The following is a 22,562-nucleotide window of genomic DNA, read 5'->3' on the forward strand; positions in this document are numbered from 1 at the left end:
TCACAAGCCGCTGATTATGGTTGGCGGCGCTGCCAGCGGGCAACGTCGACGGACATCGGACAATGGCATTCGGCGCGCGCTTCTGGAATAGTTAGGCGGCTATGCGTAACCCGCTGGCACCTGCCGATCGCCCACAAGGCCTTCCCGGCAGTCGTGACACCTGCCGTGTCCCTCTCGCGTGCCAACCTGGCGCGCCAGGCGAGCCACCCGTTCGCCGCTGGATCCGCACCCTTGCCCGGTGCCACAACGACAACGACCAAGATCCATACAAGGACGCCCCGATGAAACTCAAGCGACTCTTTTCCGCGCTCGCCGCCGGCGCTGCGCTGACTGCCCTGTGCGCCACCGCGCAGGCACGCGAATATTCCGTGTCCACGGTCCTGTCGGATGCCTTCCCCTGGGGCCAGGCCGCACAGAAGTGGGCCGACCTGGTCAACGAACGCTCCGAAGGGCGCATCACCCTGCGCGTGTACCCCAATGCGCAACTGGTGGCTGGCGACCAGACCAAGGAGTTCTCCGCCATGCGCTCCGGCCTGATCGACATGGCCGTGGGTTCGACCATCAACTGGTCTCCGCAGGTCCCGGAGCTCAACCTGTTTTCCCTGCCGTTCCTGATGCAGAACGACGCCGACCTCGACGCCATCACCCAGGGTGAAGGCGGCAAGCTGGCGTTCGCCGCCATCGAGCAGCGCGGCATCGTGCCGCTGGCCTGGGGCGAGAACGGCTTCCGTCAGCTGTCGAATTCGGCCAAGCCGGTACGCAGCCCGGCCGATCTGGCGGGCCTGAAGATCCGTGTGGTCGGCTCGCCGCTGTTCCAGGACACCTTCACCGCCCTCGGCGCCAACCCCACGCAGATGAGCTGGGCCGACGCCAAGCCGGCGCTGACCACCGGTGCGGTGGACGGCCAGGAAAACCCGCTGTCGGTGTTCGACGTGGCGCGGATCGACCAGGTCGGCCAGAAGTACCTGACCCTGTGGAACTACATGGCCGACCCGCTGATCTTCGCGGTCAACCAGCGCGTCTGGAAAGCCATGCCGGAAGCCGACCGCGAGCTGCTCAGCCAGGCCGCGCGCGATGCCGGCAAGTGGGAGATCGAGCTGTCGCGCAACGCCCAGGCCCAGCGTCTGACAGACATCCGCGAGCGTGGCGTGGAGGTGATCGAACTGAGCGAGGCCGAGCGTGCCGCGTTCGTCGAGGCCACTGCCAGCGTGCAAGAGAAATGGGCTCCGCGTATCGGCGATGCGCTGATGGACGCCGCGCGCAAGGCCGTGGCCCAGCCCTGATCCGTTTCATCTGACCGCAAGCCCAAGGGCTTTGCGGCGTGCTGCTGCAGGTCTGTCGCGCGACACCGATCCGCTCCCCTCTCTCGTTCATGGGAGAGGGGTTGGGGGAGAGGGCCGCTCTTCTGCTGAAGCACGCCAAGCCGGTCGTTCGAGGTTCTTATGAGCAAGCAAGTCGACGCGCCACTGGAGCGCGCGCTCGCCACCCTGGCCCTGGTGATCATCAGTCTGATCAGCCTGGCCAACGTCGTGGTGCGTTATTTCACCGATGCTTCTTTCGCGTTCACCGAGGAAATCTCGGTGTTCCTGCTGGTGGTGCTGACCTTCGCCGGCGCCAGCGTGGCCATGCGCAGCAACCGGCACATCCGTATCGGCCTGCTCGAGCGCCTGTTCCCGCGCCTGCGCACGCCGCTGATCCTGCTGCAGTGGCTGGCCGGCGTGCTGGTATTGGGGCTGGTGTGCTGGTTCGGTGGCCAGTTCGCCTGGGAGGAATACCAGTGGGAGTCGCAGTCGCCGGGGCTCGGCCTGCCCAACTGGTGGTACGTGGTGTGGCTGCCGATCCTGGCGCTGCTGGTGTTCGTGCGCCTGAGCCAGATGACCCTGGATCGTCTGCGCGGGAGGATCAGTGATGAGCCCTGATCTCTGGTTGATCCTCAGCTTCGTCGTGCTGCTGGCGCTCGGTGTGCCGGTGGCCTTTGCCCTGGGGCTGTCCGGCGCCATCGGCATCATCGCCGGCCTGTCGCCGGACATGCTCGCCACCCTGGGTACCAACACCTACAACGGCGTGGCCAAGTACCCGCTGATCGCCATTCCGCTGTTCATTCTCACCGGCCTGGTGTTCGAGAAGGCCGGCGTGGCCTTGCGCCTGGTGCGCTTCGCCCAGGCGCTGATCGGCCCGCGTCATGGCGGCCTGGCGCTGGTGGCGGTGCTGGTGTGCCTGATCATGGGCGGCATGAGCGGCTCCGGTCCGGCGGATGCCGCTGCGGTGGCCATGGTGATGCTGCCGAGCATGACCCGGGCAGGCTATCCCAAGCCGTTCTCGGCCACCCTGATCGCCGCCTCCGCGTCCACGGCGATCCTGATCCCGCCGTCGATCGCGCTGATCCTCTACTCCATCGTGGTGCCCGGCGTGGACCTGCGCGCGCTGTTCGCCGCCGGCCTGTTCCCCGGCATCATCGCTGGCCTGGTGCTGCTGCTGCCGGCCTGGCTGCTGTCGCGCCGCTACGGCTGGGAGTCCCCGGAGCAGGGCGAGCGCCCGGCATTGGGAGAAAGCTTCAAGCAGGCGTTGCCGGCGCTGTTCGCTCCGGTGCTGATCCTCGGTGGGCTGCGCAGCGGCCTGTTCACCCCGACCGAAGCGGCGGTGGCCGGTGTCACCTACGGCGTGCTGGTCGGCCTGTTCCTCACCCGCGAGCTGGACTGGCGCGGCCTCTGGCGCCTGTGTGGCGAGGCGGCGGTGATCTCCGGGGTGGTCATGCTGATCATCGCCCTGGCCGGCATCTTCGCCTGGGCCGGCACCATGCTCGGCACCTTCCGCCACCTGGCCGAATGGCTGATCTCGCTGTCGGACAACGGCTGGGTATTGCTGGCACTGGTGATGCTCGCCGTGCTGCTGGCGGGCATGCTGCTCGATGCGATTTCCATCTACCTGATCCTGATGCCGATCCTCATCCCGGTGATGCAGCACTTCGGCTGGAATCCAGTGTGGTTCGGCATCCTGCTGGCGATGAACATCGCCATCGGCCAGTTCACCCCTCCGGTGGCGATCAACCTGATGGTCACGGCCGAGGTCGCCAAGATCCGCCTCGAGCAGACCGTGGGCTGGGCCGCGTTGTTCGTGGTGGTGATGTCCAGTGCGCTGCTGCTGGTGGCGATCTTCCCGGAAATCGCCCTGTGGTTGCCGCGAGTGCTGGGCTACGCGGTGTAAAAGGCGCGACAGCGTCTATAGTTGGCAGATGGTGCGCAGCGGGGGGCTGCGCACCACTGAGGGCGGTACCGCTGGGCAAGAACATGGGCGATGGTGACTATAACGAGCACAGGGATGTAGGCACGGAGCACTGCGAAGGGCTGCGTGAGTCGGGCAAGCGTGCGCTGATGCGCACCATCCTGCTGGCAACGGGGCTGACCCTGGGTGGCTTTTCCGTGCTGCAGGCGTTGGCAGGCAACTACCCGTTCGCCATCCTCGAAGTGCTGTGCACCGCGCTGCTGCTGTTCGGCGCCAGCCGCATCGGGCGGGCGCGCCACCTCAACCTGTGGATCTACCTGTACCTGGTCCCCACCTTCTGTTTCATCCTCTACATCATCGTCATGCCGGATGCCTCAGCGGCGGCGTTCGTCTGGCTGTACATGATCCCGCTGTTGGCCTACCTGCTGCTGGGCAAGCAGCGCGCCTTTCTGCTGACCGCGCCGTTCATGCTCGCCGGCCTGTTGCTGTACTTCGCCGACAACCGCCTGAACCTGGATACCCGTGGCCTGATCGACCTGGGCAATGCGGCCCTGTGCGGTGTCCTCATCCTGGTCTTCGTGCATATCTACGATGGCTTGCGCATGCAGGCCCATCAGGAGCTGGAGCGCCTGGCGCAGACCGATTCGCTGACCGGCGTGGCCAGCCGTGGCAGCTTCCAGCATGCCTTGCAGCGCAGCATCCAGGAGGTCGAGCGCAGCAACGGGCATCTGGTGCTGGCGCTGCTCGACGTCGACCACTTCAAGCAGGTCAACGACCAGTGGGGGCACGAGGCGGGGGACATGGCCCTGCAGCACATCTGCCAGATACTCCAGCAACGCCTGCGCGTGACGGATTTCCTCGGGCGCCTGGGCGGCGAGGAGTTCGGCCTGCTGCTGCGGCACACCGACAGTGCGGGTGCCGAGCCGCTGGTGGAACTGCTCCGCGAGCAGGTCGCCGAGCAGCCGCTGGAGTACGACGGCCAACTGATCGCGCTGTCGGCCACCTTCGGCCTGGCCGCCTGGCCAGCGGATGGACGCAGCGCCGCCGAGCTCTACCGCAGCGCCGACCGCCGCCTGTACCGGGGCAAGCAGCGCGGGCGCAATCAACTGGTCAGCGCGGACGTTCCGGGGGAACTGCTGCTGGACAAGTTCGACGTGCGCCTGTGAGCGAGCGCATCGCCAGTACACGTGCAGTACCCCGCTCCAGCTTTCCCCGCAGTGTCCGTGATTCCAGGCAGGGGCAGGCCGGCACTAGTGCAGTTGTACTAGTGCCCGGGTGTTTGCCTGCCAGCGCCTTGCACCGCCCGATGGCTACGGCCTAAGGTGCCGGAACAACGACAAGCGCTGCAATCAGCAGGGAGTGCCAGCATGCCCAGGACGGTTTCCTACGACACCGAGCGCGCCCAGGCCGGGGTGCGCCTGATCTTCGTGGTGGTTGCCTCCTGCTACTTCGTGGGACTGTACCGGTTCGGGCTGATCGAGCCGCAGCTGGTCTGGAAGGTCTTTGCCTTCATCGCCTTCTTCTGGAGCGTGTCGATGCTCCTCTGGCTCGACATCGGTCGGCGTCCTGGCCACTACCGGGTCCGCCGGCTGATCACCATGCTCACCGACTACGGCGGTATCACGCTGGTCATGGCCGCTGGCGAAGAAGCCATGCTGCCGCTCTATGCGACGCTGATCTGGAGCACCATCGGCTACGGCCTGCGCTATGGCTCCGGCTACCTGCTGCTGGCCACCTTCATGGCGTTGCTGTCGTTGCTGGGGATTGCGTTGCTGACCGGCTACTGGCATTCGCAACCTTATCTGCTGATCACCTTGCTGCTCACCACGATCATGGTCCCCGGCTACATGCACGCCCTGCTCAAACGCTCACGCGAGGCTGCCGAGGCCGAGCAGGCGGCGAACCGGGCCAAGTCGCAGTTCCTCGCGCAGGCCAGCCATGACCTGCGGCAACCCATCCACTCCATCAGCCTGTTCACCGCCTGTCTGCGCGACAGCGACCTGGGTGCCGAGCAGCGGCGCCTGGTAGAGAACATCGACAAGTCGCTGCACAGCGTCGCGCGCCTGTTCCGCTCGATTCTCGACATGTACTCGCTGGACAGCGGCAAGGTAGTGCCGCGAATGGAGACGCTGGAGCTGCGCCCTCTGCTGCAGCAGCTCATCCAGCAGAATGCCGAGGCGACGCGCTGGGCCGGGGTCGAGGTCCGCCTGCATTGCCCGCCACTGCATGTGCGCGCTGACCCGGCGCTGCTCACCACCATGCTGCAGAATCTGCTGTCCAACGCGCTGAAATACGCGCCGGGCAAGCCGGTGCTGATCGCCTGCCGGCGTCGCGGCCAGGGCCTCGCCATCGAGGTCTACGACCGGGGCCGGGGCATCGCGGTCGGCCACCTCGACAGCATCTTCAACGAGTTCTATCGCGTGCGTCAGGAGCGCGACCGCGACGTCGACGGCATGGGCCTGGGCCTCGCCATCGTCAGGCGCCTGGGCACGCTGATGGACCTGCGGGTGAGCATGCGCTCCGTCGAGGGCCGAGGCACGCGGGCGATGATCGACGGCTTGCAGCGGGTCGAGGCACCGAGCGAAGGCCGCTCGACCCACGCGGGCAGCGCCCAGGCGCCGAGGATGCTGGATGGCTTGCGCGTGTGCCTGATCGAGGACGACCAGAACGTGCTGCTGGCGACCGCGACCCTGTTGCGCAAGTGGGGTTGCGAGGTGGCGACCTTCGATGCGTTGCCCGATGCGTCGATGCACTTCGACCTGGTGGTGACCGACTTCGACCTTGGCACCGAAGTCTCCGGCGCCGACTGCATTCGTCACCTGCGCCGGCACAGCGGACGTGAAGTGCCGGCGATCATCATGACCGGGCACGACGTACGCCGTGTGCAGGAGCAGGTGGGCGATGGCGACACGCCGATCCTGTCGAAGCCGTTACAGCCTGCCGAACTGCGTTCGCTGCTGGTGGCGCTGAAGCTGAAACTAAAGGCCGCCTGAGCGCCACACCCTGATCAGCGCGTCGCGCTGGTTGGCGCGGGCGCTACGCAGGGTTGCTGGTTGGCGCCGGCCAGTTTCTCGACGTTGTTCAGCACGTTCTGCCCCTGGTTGACCCGCTGGGCGTTCTCCGCGACCTGCATGCGCTGGGTGTAGGTGGCGGAGTTGCCGTTGAAACTCTGCTGCGTCTCGAGCACGGTGTTGGCCATGTCCAGCAGGCTGCGACCGGTTTCGATCAGGCTGCTGGTTGCGCTCGGGGCGCATGGGTCATTGGCCATCTGGGCATTCTGCAGGCCCTGGCTCTGCGTGTTCTGTGGCAGGCAGCCGGTCAGCGCCGTCAGTACGGCAGCACCCAGGACCAAGCCCAGGCTTCCATTGATATTCATCGGACATTCCCTTCGATCACCAGGCCTCGGCCCAGTGCCGAAGCGTTGTCCGCGATTCTAGGAAGGGGCTGACAGGCCAGGAATAGTACGGGTGTACTAGTGGCCGCCCGCAGTCCTTGCCGCGCTCGCTGCCCAGGGCCTAAGGTGTCGGGGTAACGACGAAAGCTGTTTCAGCAGGGAGTGTCAGCATGCCCAGGAAGGGTCCCGTTTCCTACGACACCGAGCTCGCCCAGGCCGGAGTACGGCTGATTTTCGTGGCGATCGTCAGCAGCTATACCGTGGTGCTCTACCGCTGTTCGCTGATGGAGCCTGGCACGGTCTGGAAGGCGCTGGCGCTGTACGCAGCGTTGCTGGTGTCGGCGATGATCATCCGTTGCGACGTCATGCGCCGTCCTGGGAAATACCCGCGGCGGCGCATGCTTACGATGCTCCATGACTACACAGGGATCACGCTGACGCTGATCAACGGTGGTCAGTTTATGCTGCCGATCTATGCGATTCTGGTCTGGGTCACGATCGGCTACGGGTTGCGCTACGGCTTCGGCTACCTGCTGCGGGCGACGCTGATGGCGTTGCTGTCCCTGATCCTGACCGCTTGCATGTCGGAGTACTGGCAGTCGCAGCCTTACCTGGTGGCGACGCTGCTGCTGACGGCCCTGATGGCGCCGGCCTACCTGCACACGCTGCTCAAGCGCGCCCGCGAAGCCGCCGAGGCCGAACAGGCGGCGAACCGGGCCAAGTCGCAGTTCCTCGCGCAGGCCAGTCATGACCTGCGACAACCGGTTCACTCCATCAGCCTGTTTACCGCCTGCCTGCGCGACAGCGACCTGGGTGCCGAGCAGCGGCGCCTGGTGGAGAACATCGACAAGTCGCTGCACAGCGTCGCGCGCCTGTTCCGCTCGATTCTCGACATGTACTCGCTGGACAGCGGCAAGGTAGTGCCGCGAATGGAGACGCTGGAGCTGCGCCCTCTGCTGCAGCAGCTCATTCAGCAGAATGCCGAGGCGACGCGCTGGGCCGGGGTCGAGATTCGCCTGCACTGCCCACCACTGCATGTACGTGCAGATTCGGCGCTGCTCACCACCATGCTGCAGAACCTGCTGTCCAACGCCCTGAAATACGCGCCGGGCAAGCCGGTGCTGATCGCCTGTCGGTGTCGCGGCCAGGGCCTCGCCATCGAGGTCTACGACCGGGGCCGGGGCATCGCGGTCGGCCATCTCGACAGCATCTTCAACGAGTTCTATCGCGTGCGTCAGGAGCGCGACCGCGACGTCGACGGCATGGGCCTGGGCCTCGCCATCGTCAGGCGCCTGGGCACGCTGATGGACCTGCGGGTGAGCATGCGCTCCGTCGAGGGCCGAGGCACGCGGGCGATGATCGACGGCTTGCAGCGGGTCGAGGCACCGAGCGCGAGCCGTTCGACCCACGCGGGCAGCGCCCAGGCGCCGAGGATGCTGGACGGCTTACGCGTGTGCCTGATCGAGGATGACCAGAACGTGCTGCTGGCGACCGCGACCCTGCTGCGCAAGTGGGGCTGCGAGGTGGCGACCTTCGATGCGCTGCCCGATGCGTCGATGAATTTCGACCTAGTGGTGACCGACTTCGACCTTGGCACCGAAGTCTCCGGCGCCGACTGCATCCGTCACCTGCGCCGGCACAGCGGACGTGAAGTGCCGGCGATCATCATGACCGGGCATGACGTACGCCGTGTGCAGGAGCAGGTGGGCGATGGCAACACGCCGATCCTGTCGAAGCCGGTGCAGCCCGCCGAGCTGCGTTCGCTGCTGGTGGCGCTGAAGCTCAAGCTCAAGGCTGCCTGAGCGCTACACCAGCCCGGCCTTGGCGCCGATACCCGCCGCTGCCGCACGGGTGCTGACGTCCAGCGTGCGCAGCAGCGAGGAGACATGGATGCGGACGGTGAACGGGGAGATATCCAGCTCGCGGGCGATTTCCTTGTTCGACAGCCCGCGCACCACCAGGCGCAGCACATCCTGCTGGCGCGGCGTCAGCTGTTCCAGCAGGTGGCGGTTCTCGGCAAAGTCCGGTACGCCGGACGGCCCCAGCGCCATGACGAACTCCCCGGCGCAGACGGCCAGCAGTGACTCGGCGATCTCCTCGGGAGGAGTCGCCTTGCCGATGAAACCGTCGGCACCTGAGGCCATGACCTCATCGATCAGCTCGCGGTTGTCGACCATCGACACGATCACGATGGAGCTGCGCTGGAATTCCTGGCGCAAGGCACTGATGGCATGGGGGGACTGACCGGGGAACAGCAGGTCGAGCATGAACAGGCGCGGCGCCTTGCCGCCGCGTGCGAGGCTCAACACTTCGTCCATGTCGCCCGCCTCGAGGATCTCCGCCTGGGGGAAGACTCGCTGGGCGATACGGCACAGGCCATCCCGGAAAACAGGATGGTCGTCGGCCACGATTATGCGTTCTTGTTGTGAGGGTTCGGACATGGTGGGCGCTTCCGTCTGGCCCTCAGACTAAAGTCATATGCCGGTCGGCGCCAGCGGATGTTTTCTCCAGCCATGCCGCCGAACTGAACCGGAGGGCGCCGCGCCGGGTCTGTGTGAGTACACCTCATGGAATGCCAAGGAGTCGTACATGGACCTTATCCGCATCCTCATCGCCATTCTGCTGCCGCCGCTGGGCGTGTTTCTCCAGGTCGGTTTCGGCGGTGCGTTCTGGCTGAACATCCTGCTCACCCTGCTGGGCTACATCCCCGGCATCGTGCATGCGGTGTACATCATCGCCAAGCGCTGAGGGCCTGTTCCCGCCCGCAGCGATGCAAAGAGCGGAGCCCCTCTCTCGCCAGCGGGAGACGGGAGACGATCACGCCGCAGTTCCCCCAGCCCGCTCTCCGAAGTGGCTCGTCATTCGTTGCTTCACTCCCGCCGCAAGAAATGCACGCTGAACAGCTGCGCCGGGTCGCGCCACATCGCCGCCGAGGCGAAGCCACAGCTGCCGGCCAGATCGCGGAACCCGCTCGGCGTGTACTTGTAGGAGTTCTCCGTGTGCAGGGTCTCGCCGGCAGCGAAGTCGAACACCCGGTCCTCGATCCTGACCTGTTGCGCCTGCCGGCTGATCAGGTGCATCTCGATGCGCGACTCGGCCTCGTTGTAGAACGCCCTGTGCTGGAAACTGCTCGGGTCGATGTCGCTGTCCAGCTCGTTGCGGATGCGCTCGACCAGGTTGAGGTTGAACAGCGCGGTGACCCCGGCATGGTCGTTGTAGGCGCGCTCCAGTACCTGACGGTCCTTGACCAGATCCACGCCGATCAGCAGACCACTGCCGGCCGGCAGCGCCTGGTGCAGATTGCGCAGGAAGGCGCGCGCCTGGTCCGGGTCGAAGTTGCCGATGCTGGAGCCCGGGAAGAAGGCCAGCGGGCGTTGCCCCAGCGCATCGCCGGGGAGCTTCAGCGGACGGCTGAAGTCGGCGCACAGGGCGTGCACATCGAGCCAGCGATAGTCGCTGGCCAGGCGGCGGGTGCTGGCCTGCAGGAACTCGCGGGAGATATCGATGCCCAGGTAGCGCGCCGGGCGCAGGGCTTCGAGCAACAGGCGGATCTTGCGGCTGGCGCCACTGCCCAGTTCGACGAGGCTGGCGTTGCGCCCGGCCAGCGCGGCGATGTCCTGCGCGGCCAGGCGCAGGATGGTCTCCTCGGTGCGCGTCGGGTAGTACTCCGGCTGCTGGCAGATCAGTTCGAACAACTGCGAGCCACGGTGATCGTAGAAAAACTTCGGCGACATCGTTTTCGGCCAGGCCGCGAAGCCGCGCAATGCCTCGTCGCGCAACGCCTCCTGTTCCGGGCTCAGGGATCGTTCGTTGCTACGCAGTGCCAGTGCCATGCTCAAAGCTCCTTGGCCAGGCGCAGGCCGGAGAACTGCCAGCGCATCGTGGGGTAGAAGAAGTTGCGATAGGTGGGGCGAACGTGGTCTTCGGGGGTGGCGCAACTGCCGCCGCGCAACACCATCTGCCCGGACATGAACTTGCCGTTGTACTCACCCAGGCTGCCGCCCAGCGGACGAAAGCCGGGGTAGGGCCGGTAGGCGCTGGCGGTCCATTCCCAGACATCGCCGTAGAGCTGCTGCAGGCCTTCGCCCGCGCCAGCGGCCACCGGCTGCAGGTGATCGTTCTCGACGAAGTTGCCCCGCAGCTGCTCGTCCTGCGCGGCGACTTCCCATTCCTCTTCACGTGGCAGGCGCGCCTGCGCCCAGGTGGCGAAGGCCTCGGCCTCGAAGTAACTCAGGTGACACACCGGTGCGGCGAGATCCAGCTCGCGCGGGCCGCCCAGGGTCAGCTCCAGCCAGCCGTCACCCTCGCGCAGCCAGTACAGCGGCGCCTGCCAGCCGGCGCGCTGGATATGGTCCCAGCCATCCGCCAGCCACAGCGCGGTGCTGCGATACCCGCCGGCGCGGATGAACTCGAGGTACTCGCCATTGCTCACCGGCCGGCTGGCCAGCTGGAAGTCGTCGACGAACACCCGATGGCGCGGCCGCTCGCAATCGAAGGCGAAACCCTCGCCGGCATGCCCGACATGCCGCAGCCCGGCGGGAAAGTGCAGCCACTGCAGTTCGCCGGCTGTGGCAGCGCCGGGCTTGAGGTCGTCACGATAAACCGGGCGCAGCGGGTTCTGCGCCAGGATGTGCTTGATGTCCATCAACAGCAGCTCCTGATGCTGCTGCTCGTGCTCCAGCCCCAGCTCGATACGCTGCAGAATCTCGTCGGCCAGCTCGCCGCTCTGCCGGGTCAGCAACTGCGCCATGGCCAGGTCGACATGGCTGCGATAGGCATACACCTCGCTCACCGTCGGCCGCGACAACAGCCCGCGCCGCGCCCGCTCGAAGGGCGTGCCGTGGGTCTGGTAGTAGGAATTGAACAGGTGGTCGTAGCGCTCATCCAGCGGACGATAGCTAGGCAGGAAGGGCCGCAGCACGAAAGCCTCGAAGAACCAGGTGACATGCGCCAGATGCCACTTCGGCGGGCTGACGTCCGGCATGCTCTGGATCACATAGTCCTCGCGCTCCAGCGGCTCGCAGAGTCGCTCGCTGGCGGCGCGCACCCGCTGATAACGCTGCCATAGTCGTTCGAGGTGAAGGTGTGCAGCGTCGATCCTGCTGGCGCGGTTTGGCATGTCGCGCGTCCTTTGCTGGCGTCGCGGAGGCGACGGTTCTTAGAGCCGACCGGGCGAACAGGGCAAAGGTTCCGGCAAAAGCATGACGTTCGGATGACAGGTCGCCGAGGCCTGTGGGTATTGGCCTTGCGAGAGTCTGGAGGCAGCGCCAATCACGTCAGCACCGCCAGTGCACTGGTCATGTACAAGAGCCTTGGCCGTAGGTGCCCGGCCACGCCGGACTTTTCCTGTATAGGTCACGCTCCATCGATCTGCCAGTCGATCGCTCAGATCAGCTCTGGCATGGCTCAACCTCTGTCCTGAACCTGACCAGGGCTCTAAAGAGCGTTTTCGTGATTAAGCACGTTGCTCGCTGTTGTGAGTATTCGGAGCGGTCGGGCGATGGCAAGATTCGCTCTGACACCGGCCTGCTGGTTCTCCCTGATTCATGAAAAAATTGATCACATTAGTCATTCTTGGCCTACTTGCCGTGCTCTATATCGGCTATTACGAGTCACTGGGTGATGCGGAAGTGAACAAGGTGTTCTTCATCAAGAAGTCCCCCACTCTGCAGATCAAGCTCAGACACCTGTTCGCTAACGACGCTGACGATACTCCCTTGGAGAAGCTGACATCCGAGCAGCGTAAGCAGGTAATTGATTACTGCAAATATCGTCTTGGAATTGAGACCGCGCTGAACAACCAAGACGAATTGGAGATGTGTAAGCAGCGGTAACCAGCGGCGAGGCGGGTTATGAGTGAGATGTAGAAAAAAATCATCTTCCCTCTACGCATTTTGTGAGCCGAATTGTTCCGTGCATTTGGCATGCACCGTTTCTGTGTGGAGCTTTAGAATTTCAAGGTGCGACCAACAGGCGAGTATGGCGTTGTATCAAAACGTACCGACACTTTACGGCTGGCTGTAAACGAAAACGCCACGCAATGCACGGCTTTGAATACGGTGGGATCACACGGATTCGAGCCGTGGACCAAAGGATTATGAGTTGCCTCGAAACGCTTCAAGGCCAGTAAAACCGTGAGTAGTTTCGTGCAAGTAAAATAAGCTGAAGGTAGCGTCTTTACTGGGATTGAGCGAAATTTTGCGAAACCTGCAAAAGCTGGTCACTGTACCGCCAGCGTACTGTTTTTTGTACCGCGAAACGGTCGCGGCCCAGTCTCCTCATGCTGTTGGCTGATAATAGCGTGAGATCTATCAACTGGCATCGCTTTTGTCTTGAGCCGCCGGCCATGGTCGCCCTGATCATGTAGTGTGAAGATGATTTCATCGGTTTCAAAGACAGCAGCATCCTAGGAGCGTGCAGGCAAGTCCAAGTCACCCATGACTCATGTGATCGATAGATCTAGCTCAAGGCCTCCAGCCGGGATCATCCCTGTAAGGCTGTACACAGAGCTCATAGGCTCCACGCTCGGATGCTGGCTCAGGACCTTTCGTACGCACCGCCGAGCCATGCTTTAGGTCCAGAAATTATGATGACTGCTGCTGTCTTGCCCTGCGGGCTGGGTGAGCGGAACCCCACCACAGTCTTGCAAAGGTGGTACTACGTTAGGTACAATCTTCGGCGTCGAGAGGCTGTGCCTCCGATACCGCGCAGTGCGCGGTTGTAAAACGATCACAAGCTGTGCTTGTGAATCTTGAATAATCAGGGCGAGACGCGACGTCCCGCAAGGATTGATGAAATGCACGTACTGACTTTTAGCCAGGCGCGAGCCGGTCTGAAGCAGACAATGGATGATGTGTGCCGGGATCACGAGCCGGCCGTAATAACGCGTCAGCGTGGCGAACCTGTGGTGATGATCTCTCTGGATGATTACAACGGGATGCGTGAGACCATGTACCTACTGGGCTCGACAAAGAACGCCAGCCGCCTTCGCGACTCCATTGCTCAGCTCCGCGCCGGTAAGGCCGTTACTAGGGAGCTGACAATTAATGAGCACGAAGAAGCAGAACAAGACTAACGCCCGCGCTTTTCAGATCGCGTTTTCCGATAACGGCTGGGATGACTACCAGCACTGGAAAACGAGCGATAGCCGTATCTCCAAAAAAGTAGACGCCCTGATAAAGGAATGTCTACGTACCCCCTACGAAGGCACCGGAAAACCCGAAGCTCTGAAAGGCGATCTCAGCGGGTTTTGGTCGCGTCGTATCACTCATGAGCATCGCCTGGTCTACCTCTACGAGGATGGGCAGCTTTATGTACTGCAGTGCCGCTACCACTACGACTGAGCGGGGAGCTCGGCCTCTTTCTACGGCGTGTTGAATCCTGGCGCCGTGAATCTCTCCTGGGGAGGGATCAAGCCGCGCCGCAGTGGGCTGATACATGCCCCGATAGTGGTTGACCTTGCGTGGAGTGCCCAGATACCAAGCTATGGCTAAGTAACGGCGGGGGCACTTACTCAGCATCAGCGAGCCATTCGCTCACAGCTCCGTACGTTGTCGGTACAAGCTAGCATCGCCGCACACATAGCGCTCCGGAGCCAAGGTATAACCTACAGACGCGTCACAAGTAGATGATGAGTTTTTTAAAAGCTGTAAATCAGTGAAGTCGTAAGTGGGTTAGAGGTGGTGGTATATCAAATAAATAAAATTATTTGATATTTATATATTTGCTTATCTCGAACTGAGCCAGGTCGTCTTGTGATTTTATATATTTGGAGAAATCGCTGTTGTAGTTTACTGTGCCAAGTTCATCTATCGATATGTTGTCTATCTGTTTGTCTCGCTCCAGTTTGTTTATTAATGCGCCACTGATTCCGATTTTTACAAGCTCTGTGTTTGATTTTTTGGTTGTTCCGTATATGTGTAAGTTATATTCGTTGTCTGTAATAAGATTTAGGTCATGAAGGACGTTTACGTACTCATTAAGCCTGTAGGAAACAAAGTCGCTTTCGATTTTTATTTTTACCAAGGCAAGGTTTACTAGTTCTTTGTCTGTCTTTTTTGAAAGATCTATGTATGCATTGCTTCCGTAAGCACCAGTAACAGAGCTTTTGGCTATTTCACCATAAGACACTCCAATGTAGAACTCTCTTCCGCTATCAGTATATTTTATGCTGTGAAAATACCCTACGGTTTCAGATATGTGTTCTTTGAGATTCAGGCGATGGAGGTTTCTTGTAAATAGCCTGTAAAAATCTCTAGCTTTGGGATGCTGGAGGCGAAGAAATGCCGCGTCTGAAATCTCATGCTCTAGCGCTTTAATAAAATATAGGTAAATTTTATCAATTACGTCAGCCTCCATCCATTCAGCGCTTGTGGATACTGTGTCGATACGCTTTTCGAGTACATCAAAAACGTTTTCAGTATTACTATAAGCAGAGGATATTCCTGACTCCATAAGTGCCTGTTTAACTTTAGTTGATTCGTCGTAATCACTATTTATCAAGAAGTTCTCTCTGTCTTGAATCTCTGTGAGTTGACTTATTTTTCTTTCCAGAGATTCGATTCCTTCCTGATCCTCACTTTCTCTGAGCTTTTCTAATTTCTTATTAAAGCTAGTTGGATCAAAATTTAAAAGCAAAGGGTTATTTATTTCATCTTTGAATGTGTTGTTTTTCAGTAGCTTGATTTGATTCTCCATCTTTCCGCCTTTTCGATTGAACTCGTCAGAGTTAACGAAGTGCACAGGCGGGAGAAGCTTGTCGAGAGATTTTCTCGTATCATCAAACACCTGATTCAGCCTGTTTACCCTGCCAATCAAATTGGTTAAAGATCTCCCGTCCAGTTTGTGTGTGTTCAAAATAAACAAACTGTCAATTGGCAGGTTTACCCCCTCCAGTATCACAGAGTTCGCAACCATGAACCGCAATTCGTGTACTTGTGAGAATTTATATTCCAAATATTCTTTTATCAGGTCGGGGAGCTTTCCATGCAAATAAACTAGACCTTTCTTTATGTGCTCTACACAATAAAAATCACTGTGAACATTGTTCGAAATAATCTGCGATAGCTCATCAAGTGCGCTTGACTCTATAGCTGGCAGCTCTTTACTTACTAGATTTGACAGCTCTTCAACTCGTTTAGGGGCTCTGAGGTATAGGAAGTTCTTTTCTTTCTTGTTTTTTATTATGTATTGGGTGAAGCTTGATTCCTTTCCTGAGAGATAGAATTCATTTAAAAATCTATTATATGAGAGGGTGTCCCCATTTGTTCTGTACTCATAGATGTCAGGCTCTTTAATGTTGCTTGCTATGCGTCGCTCAAAAAAAACCTGGGCCTCGTCTGTTTTTAGATTGTCAGTTTCTGAGATTAACGGCGATAAGTAATAATTTTTTGATTCGGGGTTTCGCAGCCTGTTCCTACGAATTAATCTTGTTAATAGAATGCTTCTTCCATCCATTTCGAATAAGTTGTGAGCCTCGTCAATTATCAGCAGGTCAAAAGAAATGGATCTGTCTTTTAATAATCTAAGGGCGCGCTCTTGTGTGAAAATAGATATGAACTCATCTGCCCCATCATGCATTTCGTCGTGAAATATTATATGGCGCTGCGGGAAGTTGCTCTTGATCAGTCTGTAGGTTTGAATAAGTAGCGATTTTGTAGGGACGATGATCGCTGTTCTCTTTGGTGTGCGAGCATTTATTATGTCTACGATTAATGTGCTTTTTCCAAAGGAGGTCGGTGCTATGTAGCAGTTCTCTTTGCTATCGCTTTCAATTATCTGCGATTTGTATTTTTTTTGTTCGTAAGTCTCGGTAATGCCATTGGATTTAAATTTTTCAAGTTGATATTCTAAAGAGAAACTTGTGCTGGCGAAGCCTTTGGTTAGGTTGTTTTTTACTATGTATTGAGCTATTGGGTATAGCCCAAAATTTGAACTGGTATCTAGTAGAGGTTCATAATATTCGTTATTGACAGCGCTTTTCAGGACTATGTAATAAGCGATCTCAAAGAAAGGTGATTTTCTCTTGTCGCCACTATATTCGTTCAGGAATACTATTGCGCAACTTAAAATGAACTCCAATTCAGGGTTGTTGAGTTTTATGTTTAGGGAGTTCTTTCTCATCGTTTCCGCGAATAGCTCACACTCTCTTAATCCAGTCAGATTAATTGCCATGTCATTTTTCCAGGTAATCGATGAAGTTACTTAGGCTGGTTTTTGTCAGGCATATGGCTTTAATTGTTTTGCCATCAAAGTTAGATATGAATTTGTGATCGCTCAAGATTTCGCTGCTTTTGTTTGTACTCCACGCGCCATCGAGGAATATAGTTGAGCATGTGATGATGTTGAATTCACCTATCTTGCTGAATGTGCCCTGATCAAACATATCTTGAAGATTTTTAATTCTCTTACGAATTGACTTCTCTGTTCCCACGTCTATGTGAGAGGCGTGGTTGTAAGCGTTCTTCCAAGGGTTATTTTTTCCTTTTTCACTTTTTCCGGAAACGTACTTTTCCAAGTCGGAGTATGCGAGTTTGAGCTTTTCTTTATGGCTAATATCTTTGCTGGAAATAGATCCTGATTTGCTTTCAAGTATATAGGTCTCAAGGTCTTTTGAAAAAAATCCATCAAATCCCTTTTTGATTGACCCTTCCTCTAGGTTAAAGAATAGAAACTCTTGCTTGTATCCACTAATTTTTAAGTACAAATGGGCGAAAAGTTCAGCGGCTGCACCCATTTTGGTTTTGGGGTCCTTGTCCTCTAAGAATTGTCTTAGTCGTCTTTTGACAAGTTTCAGCTCGCTGCCAGAGTCACCTTCACATATAGATACTAATAGGCTGTCAAGGTGCTTGGTTGTATCTCTATCTATAGATTCTATGTTGATGACATGTAGTTCGTGTAGGGGGGATATGATTTTGGTTTCAATTGGAATCATTAAGTTGTCCGAGCATATATATTCAGCAGGCGGGGTTGGTAGCGACCTCGAGTGTTTTCTTATAACTTAAGGGCCTGCATGGTTCGGCACTTGGGAAAAGCCGAACACCCCCAAAACTGCTGCCCAGCCTTGGGGCCTGATTTCACGGTACGAATAAGCAGCGCATTACCGCATTGCGGACACTGTCTCTCGGCTGTCGGATCGCTACGGCGCTTAAGGTTTTGCACATGCTCGCGGTGGGGGGCGAGGGTAGGCGCGCGGCGGCCGGTTTGCAGAGCGTGCAGCATGGCGTCGACCTCGGCCTCGCTGAATACCGGCTGCTGGAATGAATGGATATAGCGGATAAAGCCTATGCCCTGGGTGACGTTTGCCGGCACTTCGGTCTTGAAGGAGCTGCCGCCGACAAAAGTGACAACCGAGTGCAGGTGCTCGGGACTGACGCCAAGTGTGGCTTCCAGGGCTTTGAGGTGCTTGTAGTTCTGCCGCAGCGGGTTCTGGAATTTGAAGGTGCGTTTGTAGAGCTTCTGCGTCCACTGCGCCTGTTTCTCGCTGCCGAAGATCCAGCCGCTCATGTTCTTCGTTTCCAGCACGAAGATGCCGTAAGGCGAGAGGAATACGTGGTCGATCTGCGTGGTGCCGTCTGGCGTATTCAGTGTGACGTTGTGCAGGCGGCGGTAGGTATGCTTGTCCAACTGCCAATGGGCGAACAGGCGCACCAGCAGTTCACCGATCTGCCCCTTGGCCCAGGGCGATTTGAGCAGGCCGATCAGCAGGGCTGCCGGGATGAACCAGGCCAGCATGCCCCAGACCTGGGCGACTATCGGGCTGTAATCCATTTTCTTCCTTGAGCCGAGCTGCTTGATGGAGAGGCGAGCAGGTGTGCCGAAATCCAGATGCCTGGCACACCCGGATAATGGCTAATCGCTTTCAAGGGCTCAAGGGGATCGCGACTATTGTCTTAAGGGCGACGCTGGGGCGACTGTCCAACAAGCGTCTACAGTGGGATCAGCTTGGCGATATCTCGGCGTGAGCCGATTAGAGGCGCTATTCGGCTCATTCCATGAGCCGAATCGAGTACGGCATTCGTGGATGCCGTGATATGAGGCCTTAGCAGGCTTGGGGCATAAACGCGAAAGCCGCGCAGTGCGCGGCTTTGAAGGTGGTGGGCCCACACGGACTCGAACCGTGGACCAAAGGATTATGAGTCCTCTGCTCTAACCAACTGAGCTATAGGCCCCCAGAAGGCCGGCGGATTATACCGGCGCGCTCTCGTCGGCGCCAACCGCTTGACCGGGCGAGAGAAATTTCCGGGTGAAGGCTTCGGAGGAGAGCGGGCGGCTGACCACGTAGCCCTGAATCTGCAGGCAACCTTCGGCGGCCAGGCAGAGTTCCTGCGCCTTGGTTTCCACGCCTTCGGCGATCACCGTCAGTTGCATGCTGTTGCCCAGGGCGATGATGGCGCGGGTAATGGCCAGGTCGTGCGGGTCGTCCGGCAGGCCGCGAATGAATGACTGGTCGATCTTCAGCACGTCCAGCGGCAGGCGCTTGAGGTAGCTGAGCGAGGAGTAGCCGGTGCCGAAGTCGTCGATGGCCAGCTGCACGCCGAGGTCCTTGAGGCGGTGGAGGATGTCCAGCGCTTCGCCGGACTGGCTCATGATGAAGTTCTCGGTGATCTCCAGCTGCAGCAGCTCCGGCTGCAGGTCGTGGCGCTGCAGCAGCTCGCTGATGCGCGGCAGCAGGCTCGGCTGGTGCAGCTGCGCGCCGGCCAGGTTGACCGAGAGGGGGCCGAAGGCGTGGCCGTTGTCCTGCCATTCCTGCAACTGGCGGCAGGCCTCCGCCAGCACCCAGTCGCCCAGCGGCAGGATCAGCCCGCTCTCTTCGGCCACCGGGATGAAGCGATCCGGCGGGATGTCGCCGAACACCGGGTGCGGCCAGCGCACCAGCGCTTCGGCGCCCACCAGGGCCTGGCTGCGCAGGCAGTACTTGGGCTGGTAGAACAGGCACAGTTCGTCGCGCTCCAGGGCGCGGCGCAGCTCCTGCTCCATGGCCATGCGTTCGTTGACCTGGAAGGTCAGCGAGCGGGTGTAGAACTCGCAGCGGTTGCGGCCCTTGGCCTTGGACTGGTACATGGCCGCGTCGGCGTTCTTGATCAGCGTGGCGACATCGATGCCGTCCTTCGGATAGAGGCTGATGCCGATGCTGGCGCTGATGAAGAACTCATGGTGATCCAGGGCGAAGGGCGCGCGGAAGCACTCCAGCAGTTTCTGCGCGACCTGCTCGGCGTCCTGCTCCTGGTGCAGGCCGGGCAGCAGGATGATGAACTCGTCGCCGCCGAGACGAGCCACGGTGTCGACATCGCGCAGCTGCTGCTTGAGGCGTGCGGCGATGGCCTTGAGCAGCTGGTCGCCGACCGGGTGGCCGAGGCTGTCGTTGATCTGCTTGAAGCGGTCGAGGTCGAGGAACAGCACGGCGCCCAGCTGGTCGTTGGCGCGCGAGCCGTCCAGCGCGCTGCGCAGGCGATTCTCGAACAGCAGGCGGTTGGGCAGGCCGGTCAGCGGGTCGTGATGGGCCTGGTGGTCGAGTCGCGCCTGGGCATGCTTGAGGCTGGAAATGTCGGCGAATACGCCAACGAAGTGGGTGATCTGGTTGTCGGCGTTGCGCACGGCGCTGATGGTCAGCCACTCGGGGTAGAGCTCGCCATTCTTGCGCTGGTTCCAGATCTCACCCTGCCAGTGGCCGTTGGCGGCAAGGCTGTGCCACATGGCGGCGTAGAAGGCGTTGTCGTGCTGCCCGGAGGACAGCAGGCTGGGGCGCTGGCCAAGGGCTTCGGCCTCGCTGTAGCCGGTGATCTGGGTGAAGGCGCGGTTGACGGCGGTGATGCGCTGTTCGAGGTCGGTGATCATGACGCCTTCGGCGGTGCTCTCGAAGACGGTGGCGGCCTGCTGCAGTTCTTCCTGCATCTGCTGGCGTTCGGTGATGTCGCGGGCGATGGTCAGCAGACACTCGTCACCGCCGATGGGCAGTGGTTGTGCGGAGAGTTCGCAGAGGCGCAGCTGGCCGTTCTTGTTGCGCACCGGGGCGATCATCTCGCGCACGCTGCCCTGTTCGCGAATCTGCCGGACCAGGCGTTCGCGGTCCTGCGGGTTGGCCCAGATGCCCAGGCTGAGGGTGCTGTGCTTGCCGATCTCGTCGAAGCTGTAGCCGGTGATGCGGCTGAAGCCCTCGTTGGCTTCCACCAGCAGGCCGTCCCGCAGGCGGGTGATCAGCAGGCCGTCGGGCGAGGCATGGAAGGCCTTGGCGAACTTCTCTTCGGATATCTGCAACTGTTGCTGGGTGCTCTTCAGCTGGCTGATGTCGCGCACCACGACCACCAGCGCCGGCGTATTGTCGAGCACGAAGGAGCTGGCCGAGATTAGCCCGGTGAAGAGGCTGCCGTCGGCCCGGCGAAAGGGCATCTCCAGGTTGCGTACGCTGTTTTCCTGCAGGCGCAGCAGCAGGCTCGGGCCGATCCCCGGCGTGCCCCACAGGTCGAGCTCGGTGGCGGTCTTGCCGATGGCCTGCTCGATGCCGATACCGGTCTGTTCGGTGAATGCGGTGTTGACCTCAAGCAGCACACCATCGACGCGGCGGGCGATGATCAGGGCGTCCGGGCACTGCTGGAAGACCGAGGCGAACTTCTGTTCGGAGAGGCGCAGCGCGTGCTCGGTCTGCTTGGCTTCGCTGATGTCGACCATCAGCCCGCGCACCACCTGGCGGTCGTCGCGCTGCAGCAGGGTGACGATGTCACGCACCCAGACGGTTCGTCCGTATGCGGCGATCAGGCGGTACTCCAGGGCGTGATCCTGGCCGGCGGCGCATTGTTCGAGGCAGCTGCGCAAGGCGCGCTGATGATCGTCGGGGTGCAGGTGGCGTTGCCAGAAACCGGGTTCCAGCCATTCGTGCAGCGGGTAGCCGAGCAGCGTCTCCGCGTGGGGCGAGACGTAGGTGTAGTTCAGCCCGCTCGCCTCGGTCTCCCAGGTGATGGCCGAGAGGCTTTCGACCATGTCGCGGAAGTGCTGCTCGCTGCTGTGCAGTTCCTGCTCCAGCGCCTCGCGGTTGTGCATCTCCTGCTTCAGGCGATGGTTGATGCGCAGGATGATGGCGATGACGGCCAGCAGCGCGAGCAGGGCGGGCAGGCCATAGAGCAGGGCCTGATGCCAGAATGCGCGGCGGTCGAGCACGCTGCCGACCCAGGGCTCCTGCAGCGCCTCGATCTCGTCGGCGCTGAGTTCGGCGAACAGCTTGTCGAGGATGCTGACCAGCATGCTCTGGCCACGCGGTGCGGCCATGGCCAGCTGGTAGCGGTAGGGCGTTTCGCCGCTGATGTACAGGCCGTCCAGCTTGAGCTGGCGCAGGCTCCAGACGCTGGATGCGAGGTCGCCGACCATGGCGTCGGCCTGATTGGTGGCCAGCGCCTGCAGGGCCGCGGCTACGCTGGCTAGCGGCAGCAGGTTGAGGTCGGGGTGGCGCTGGCGCAGCAGCTCGTGGGGGGCGTAGTTGGCGACCACGGCGACTTTCAGGCCATACAGGTCGTCGAGCTTCTGCGGTTGCGGGCCGCCGTCGCGGGCCAGGATGATGATGGGGAAGTCCAGGTACGGACGGGTGAAGGTGAGGTACTCCTGGCGCTCGGGGGTGGACATGACACCGGGCAGCAGGTCGACCTGGCCGCTGCGCGCCTGTTGCAGCACCGCGCTCCAGTCGCTCGGCTCGATGGGTTCGAGTTCCACGCCAAGGCGGCTTTCGATGAGGCGGACGTAGTCGGCGGTGAGGCCCAGGTAGTTGCCCTGGGCGTCGCGAAATTCGAAGGGTGGCCAGGACGCGTCGACGCCCAGGCGCAGCTGCGGGTTGGCTGCCAGCCAGGCGCGCTCGTCCTCGTCGAGTGTCAGGGCTTGGGCCGGGGTCATCCAATACGCCAGGCACAACAGCACAATGGCCGGCAAGCGGAACATAACGGCCTCGTTTCGGGATCAATAA

18 protein-coding genes and 1 tRNA gene are annotated in these 22,562 nt (G+C 60.3%); 10 read left to right on the forward strand and 9 right to left on the reverse strand.

Translation table 11 applies throughout. The features are described from left to right. The first annotated feature begins 281 nt into the window (after positions 1 to 281). The 5 genes from EPK82_RS10075 (at position 282) to EPK82_RS10095 (ending at position 6,215) form a co-directional block, all read left to right on the forward strand. Positions 282 to 1,283, forward strand: coding sequence for a DctP family TRAP transporter solute-binding subunit (locus EPK82_RS10075; RefSeq protein WP_037056040.1), 1,002 nt, complete (start codon positions 282 to 284; stop codon positions 1,281 to 1,283). 159 nt (positions 1,284 to 1,442) lie between these two features. Next, positions 1,443 to 1,919 (forward strand): TRAP transporter small permease, encoded by a 477-nt coding sequence (locus EPK82_RS10080; protein WP_037056038.1) that lies wholly within the window; start codon positions 1,443 to 1,445, stop codon positions 1,917 to 1,919. Next, complete coding sequence (locus EPK82_RS10085) at positions 1,909 to 3,204, forward strand: TRAP transporter large permease (protein ID WP_037056035.1); 1,296 nt, start codon at positions 1,909 to 1,911, stop codon at positions 3,202 to 3,204. The genes EPK82_RS10080 and EPK82_RS10085 overlap by 11 nt, the downstream gene beginning before the upstream one ends. An 83-nt stretch (positions 3,205 to 3,287) precedes the next feature. Beyond that, positions 3,288 to 4,388, forward strand: coding sequence for a GGDEF domain-containing protein (locus tag EPK82_RS10090; RefSeq protein WP_037056033.1), 1,101 nt, complete (start codon positions 3,288 to 3,290; stop codon positions 4,386 to 4,388). Between the two features lie 201 nt (positions 4,389 to 4,589). Beyond that, entirely contained in the window at positions 4,590 to 6,215 is a 1,626-nt protein-coding gene (locus EPK82_RS10095) for a hybrid sensor histidine kinase/response regulator (protein WP_134676474.1), read from the forward strand. A gap of 14 nt (positions 6,216 to 6,229) precedes the next feature. Here the strand turns inward: EPK82_RS10095 and EPK82_RS10100 are convergent, their stop codons facing one another. Beyond that, positions 6,230 to 6,598 carry a hypothetical protein gene (locus EPK82_RS10100; RefSeq protein ID WP_134676475.1) on the reverse strand — a complete coding sequence of 123 codons (369 nt, stop codon included), beginning with the start codon at positions 6,596 to 6,598 and terminating at the stop codon, positions 6,230 to 6,232. 188 nt (positions 6,599 to 6,786) lie between these two features. Here EPK82_RS10100 and EPK82_RS10105 point away from each other — a divergent pair, with 188 nt between their 5' ends. Continuing rightward, complete coding sequence (locus EPK82_RS10105) at positions 6,787 to 8,418, forward strand: hybrid sensor histidine kinase/response regulator (RefSeq protein ID WP_134676476.1); 1,632 nt, start codon at positions 6,787 to 6,789, stop codon at positions 8,416 to 8,418. A gap of 3 nt (positions 8,419 to 8,421) precedes the next feature. On the opposite strand, the gene EPK82_RS10110 is transcribed toward EPK82_RS10105, so the two are convergent. Beyond that, positions 8,422 to 9,057 (reverse strand): LuxR C-terminal-related transcriptional regulator, encoded by a 636-nt coding sequence (locus EPK82_RS10110; RefSeq protein ID WP_134676477.1) that lies wholly within the window; start codon positions 9,055 to 9,057, stop codon positions 8,422 to 8,424. A 148-nt stretch (positions 9,058 to 9,205) separates the two neighbouring features. On the opposite strand from EPK82_RS10110, the gene EPK82_RS10115 reads away from it, so the two are divergent. Then, a complete protein-coding gene (locus EPK82_RS10115) occupies positions 9,206 to 9,364 on the forward strand; it encodes a YqaE/Pmp3 family membrane protein (protein ID WP_003084988.1) in 159 nt (52 codons plus the stop codon). A 122-nt stretch (positions 9,365 to 9,486) separates the two neighbouring features. Here the strand turns inward: EPK82_RS10115 and egtD are convergent, their stop codons facing one another. Next, a complete protein-coding gene (gene egtD / locus EPK82_RS10120; protein ID WP_134676478.1) occupies positions 9,487 to 10,449 on the reverse strand; it encodes an L-histidine N(alpha)-methyltransferase in 963 nt (320 codons plus the stop codon). 2 nt (positions 10,450 to 10,451) lie between these two features. After that, a complete protein-coding gene (egtB, locus tag EPK82_RS10125) occupies positions 10,452 to 11,735 on the reverse strand; it encodes an ergothioneine biosynthesis protein EgtB (RefSeq protein WP_134676479.1) in 1,284 nt (427 codons plus the stop codon). A gap of 427 nt (positions 11,736 to 12,162) precedes the next feature. Here egtB and EPK82_RS10130 point away from each other — a divergent pair, with 427 nt between their 5' ends. From EPK82_RS10130 to EPK82_RS10140, 3 genes are all read left to right on the forward strand, one after another. Then, positions 12,163 to 12,450, forward strand: a complete 288-nt coding sequence (locus EPK82_RS10130) for a hypothetical protein (RefSeq protein ID WP_134676480.1) — start codon at positions 12,163 to 12,165, stop codon at positions 12,448 to 12,450. Between the two features lie 962 nt (positions 12,451 to 13,412). Continuing rightward, positions 13,413 to 13,691 (forward strand): type II toxin-antitoxin system Phd/YefM family antitoxin, encoded by a 279-nt coding sequence (locus EPK82_RS10135; RefSeq protein ID WP_134676481.1) that lies wholly within the window; start codon positions 13,413 to 13,415, stop codon positions 13,689 to 13,691. Further along, a complete protein-coding gene (locus EPK82_RS10140; RefSeq protein ID WP_134676482.1) occupies positions 13,663 to 13,959 on the forward strand; it encodes a Txe/YoeB family addiction module toxin in 297 nt (98 codons plus the stop codon). The genes EPK82_RS10135 and EPK82_RS10140 overlap by 29 nt, the downstream gene beginning before the upstream one ends. A gap of 361 nt (positions 13,960 to 14,320) precedes the next feature. Here the strand turns inward: EPK82_RS10140 and EPK82_RS10145 are convergent, their stop codons facing one another. From EPK82_RS10145 to EPK82_RS10165, 5 genes are all read right to left on the reverse strand, one after another. Continuing rightward, on the reverse strand, positions 14,321 to 16,789 hold the full coding sequence (locus EPK82_RS10145) for a DEAD/DEAH box helicase (RefSeq protein WP_134676483.1): 2,469 nt from the start codon (positions 16,787 to 16,789) through the stop codon (positions 14,321 to 14,323). Position 16,790: 1 nt separating this feature from the next. Then, entirely contained in the window at positions 16,791 to 17,549 is a 759-nt protein-coding gene (locus EPK82_RS10150; RefSeq protein WP_134676484.1) for a hypothetical protein, read from the reverse strand. Positions 17,550 to 17,608: 59 nt separating this feature from the next. Continuing rightward, complete coding sequence (locus EPK82_RS10155; RefSeq protein ID WP_134676485.1) at positions 17,609 to 18,385, reverse strand: nuclease-related domain-containing protein; 777 nt, start codon at positions 18,383 to 18,385, stop codon at positions 17,609 to 17,611. A 324-nt stretch (positions 18,386 to 18,709) separates the two neighbouring features. Further along, a tRNA-Ile gene (locus EPK82_RS10160) sits at positions 18,710 to 18,786 on the reverse strand. Between the two features lie 16 nt (positions 18,787 to 18,802). Then, entirely contained in the window at positions 18,803 to 22,537 is a 3,735-nt protein-coding gene (locus EPK82_RS10165; protein ID WP_134676486.1) for a bifunctional diguanylate cyclase/phosphodiesterase, read from the reverse strand. Positions 22,538 to 22,562: the final 25 nt, after the last annotated feature.

It is taken from the genome of Ectopseudomonas khazarica (assembly GCF_004521985.1).
Taxonomy (GTDB): domain Bacteria; phylum Pseudomonadota; class Gammaproteobacteria; order Pseudomonadales; family Pseudomonadaceae; genus Aquipseudomonas; species Aquipseudomonas khazarica.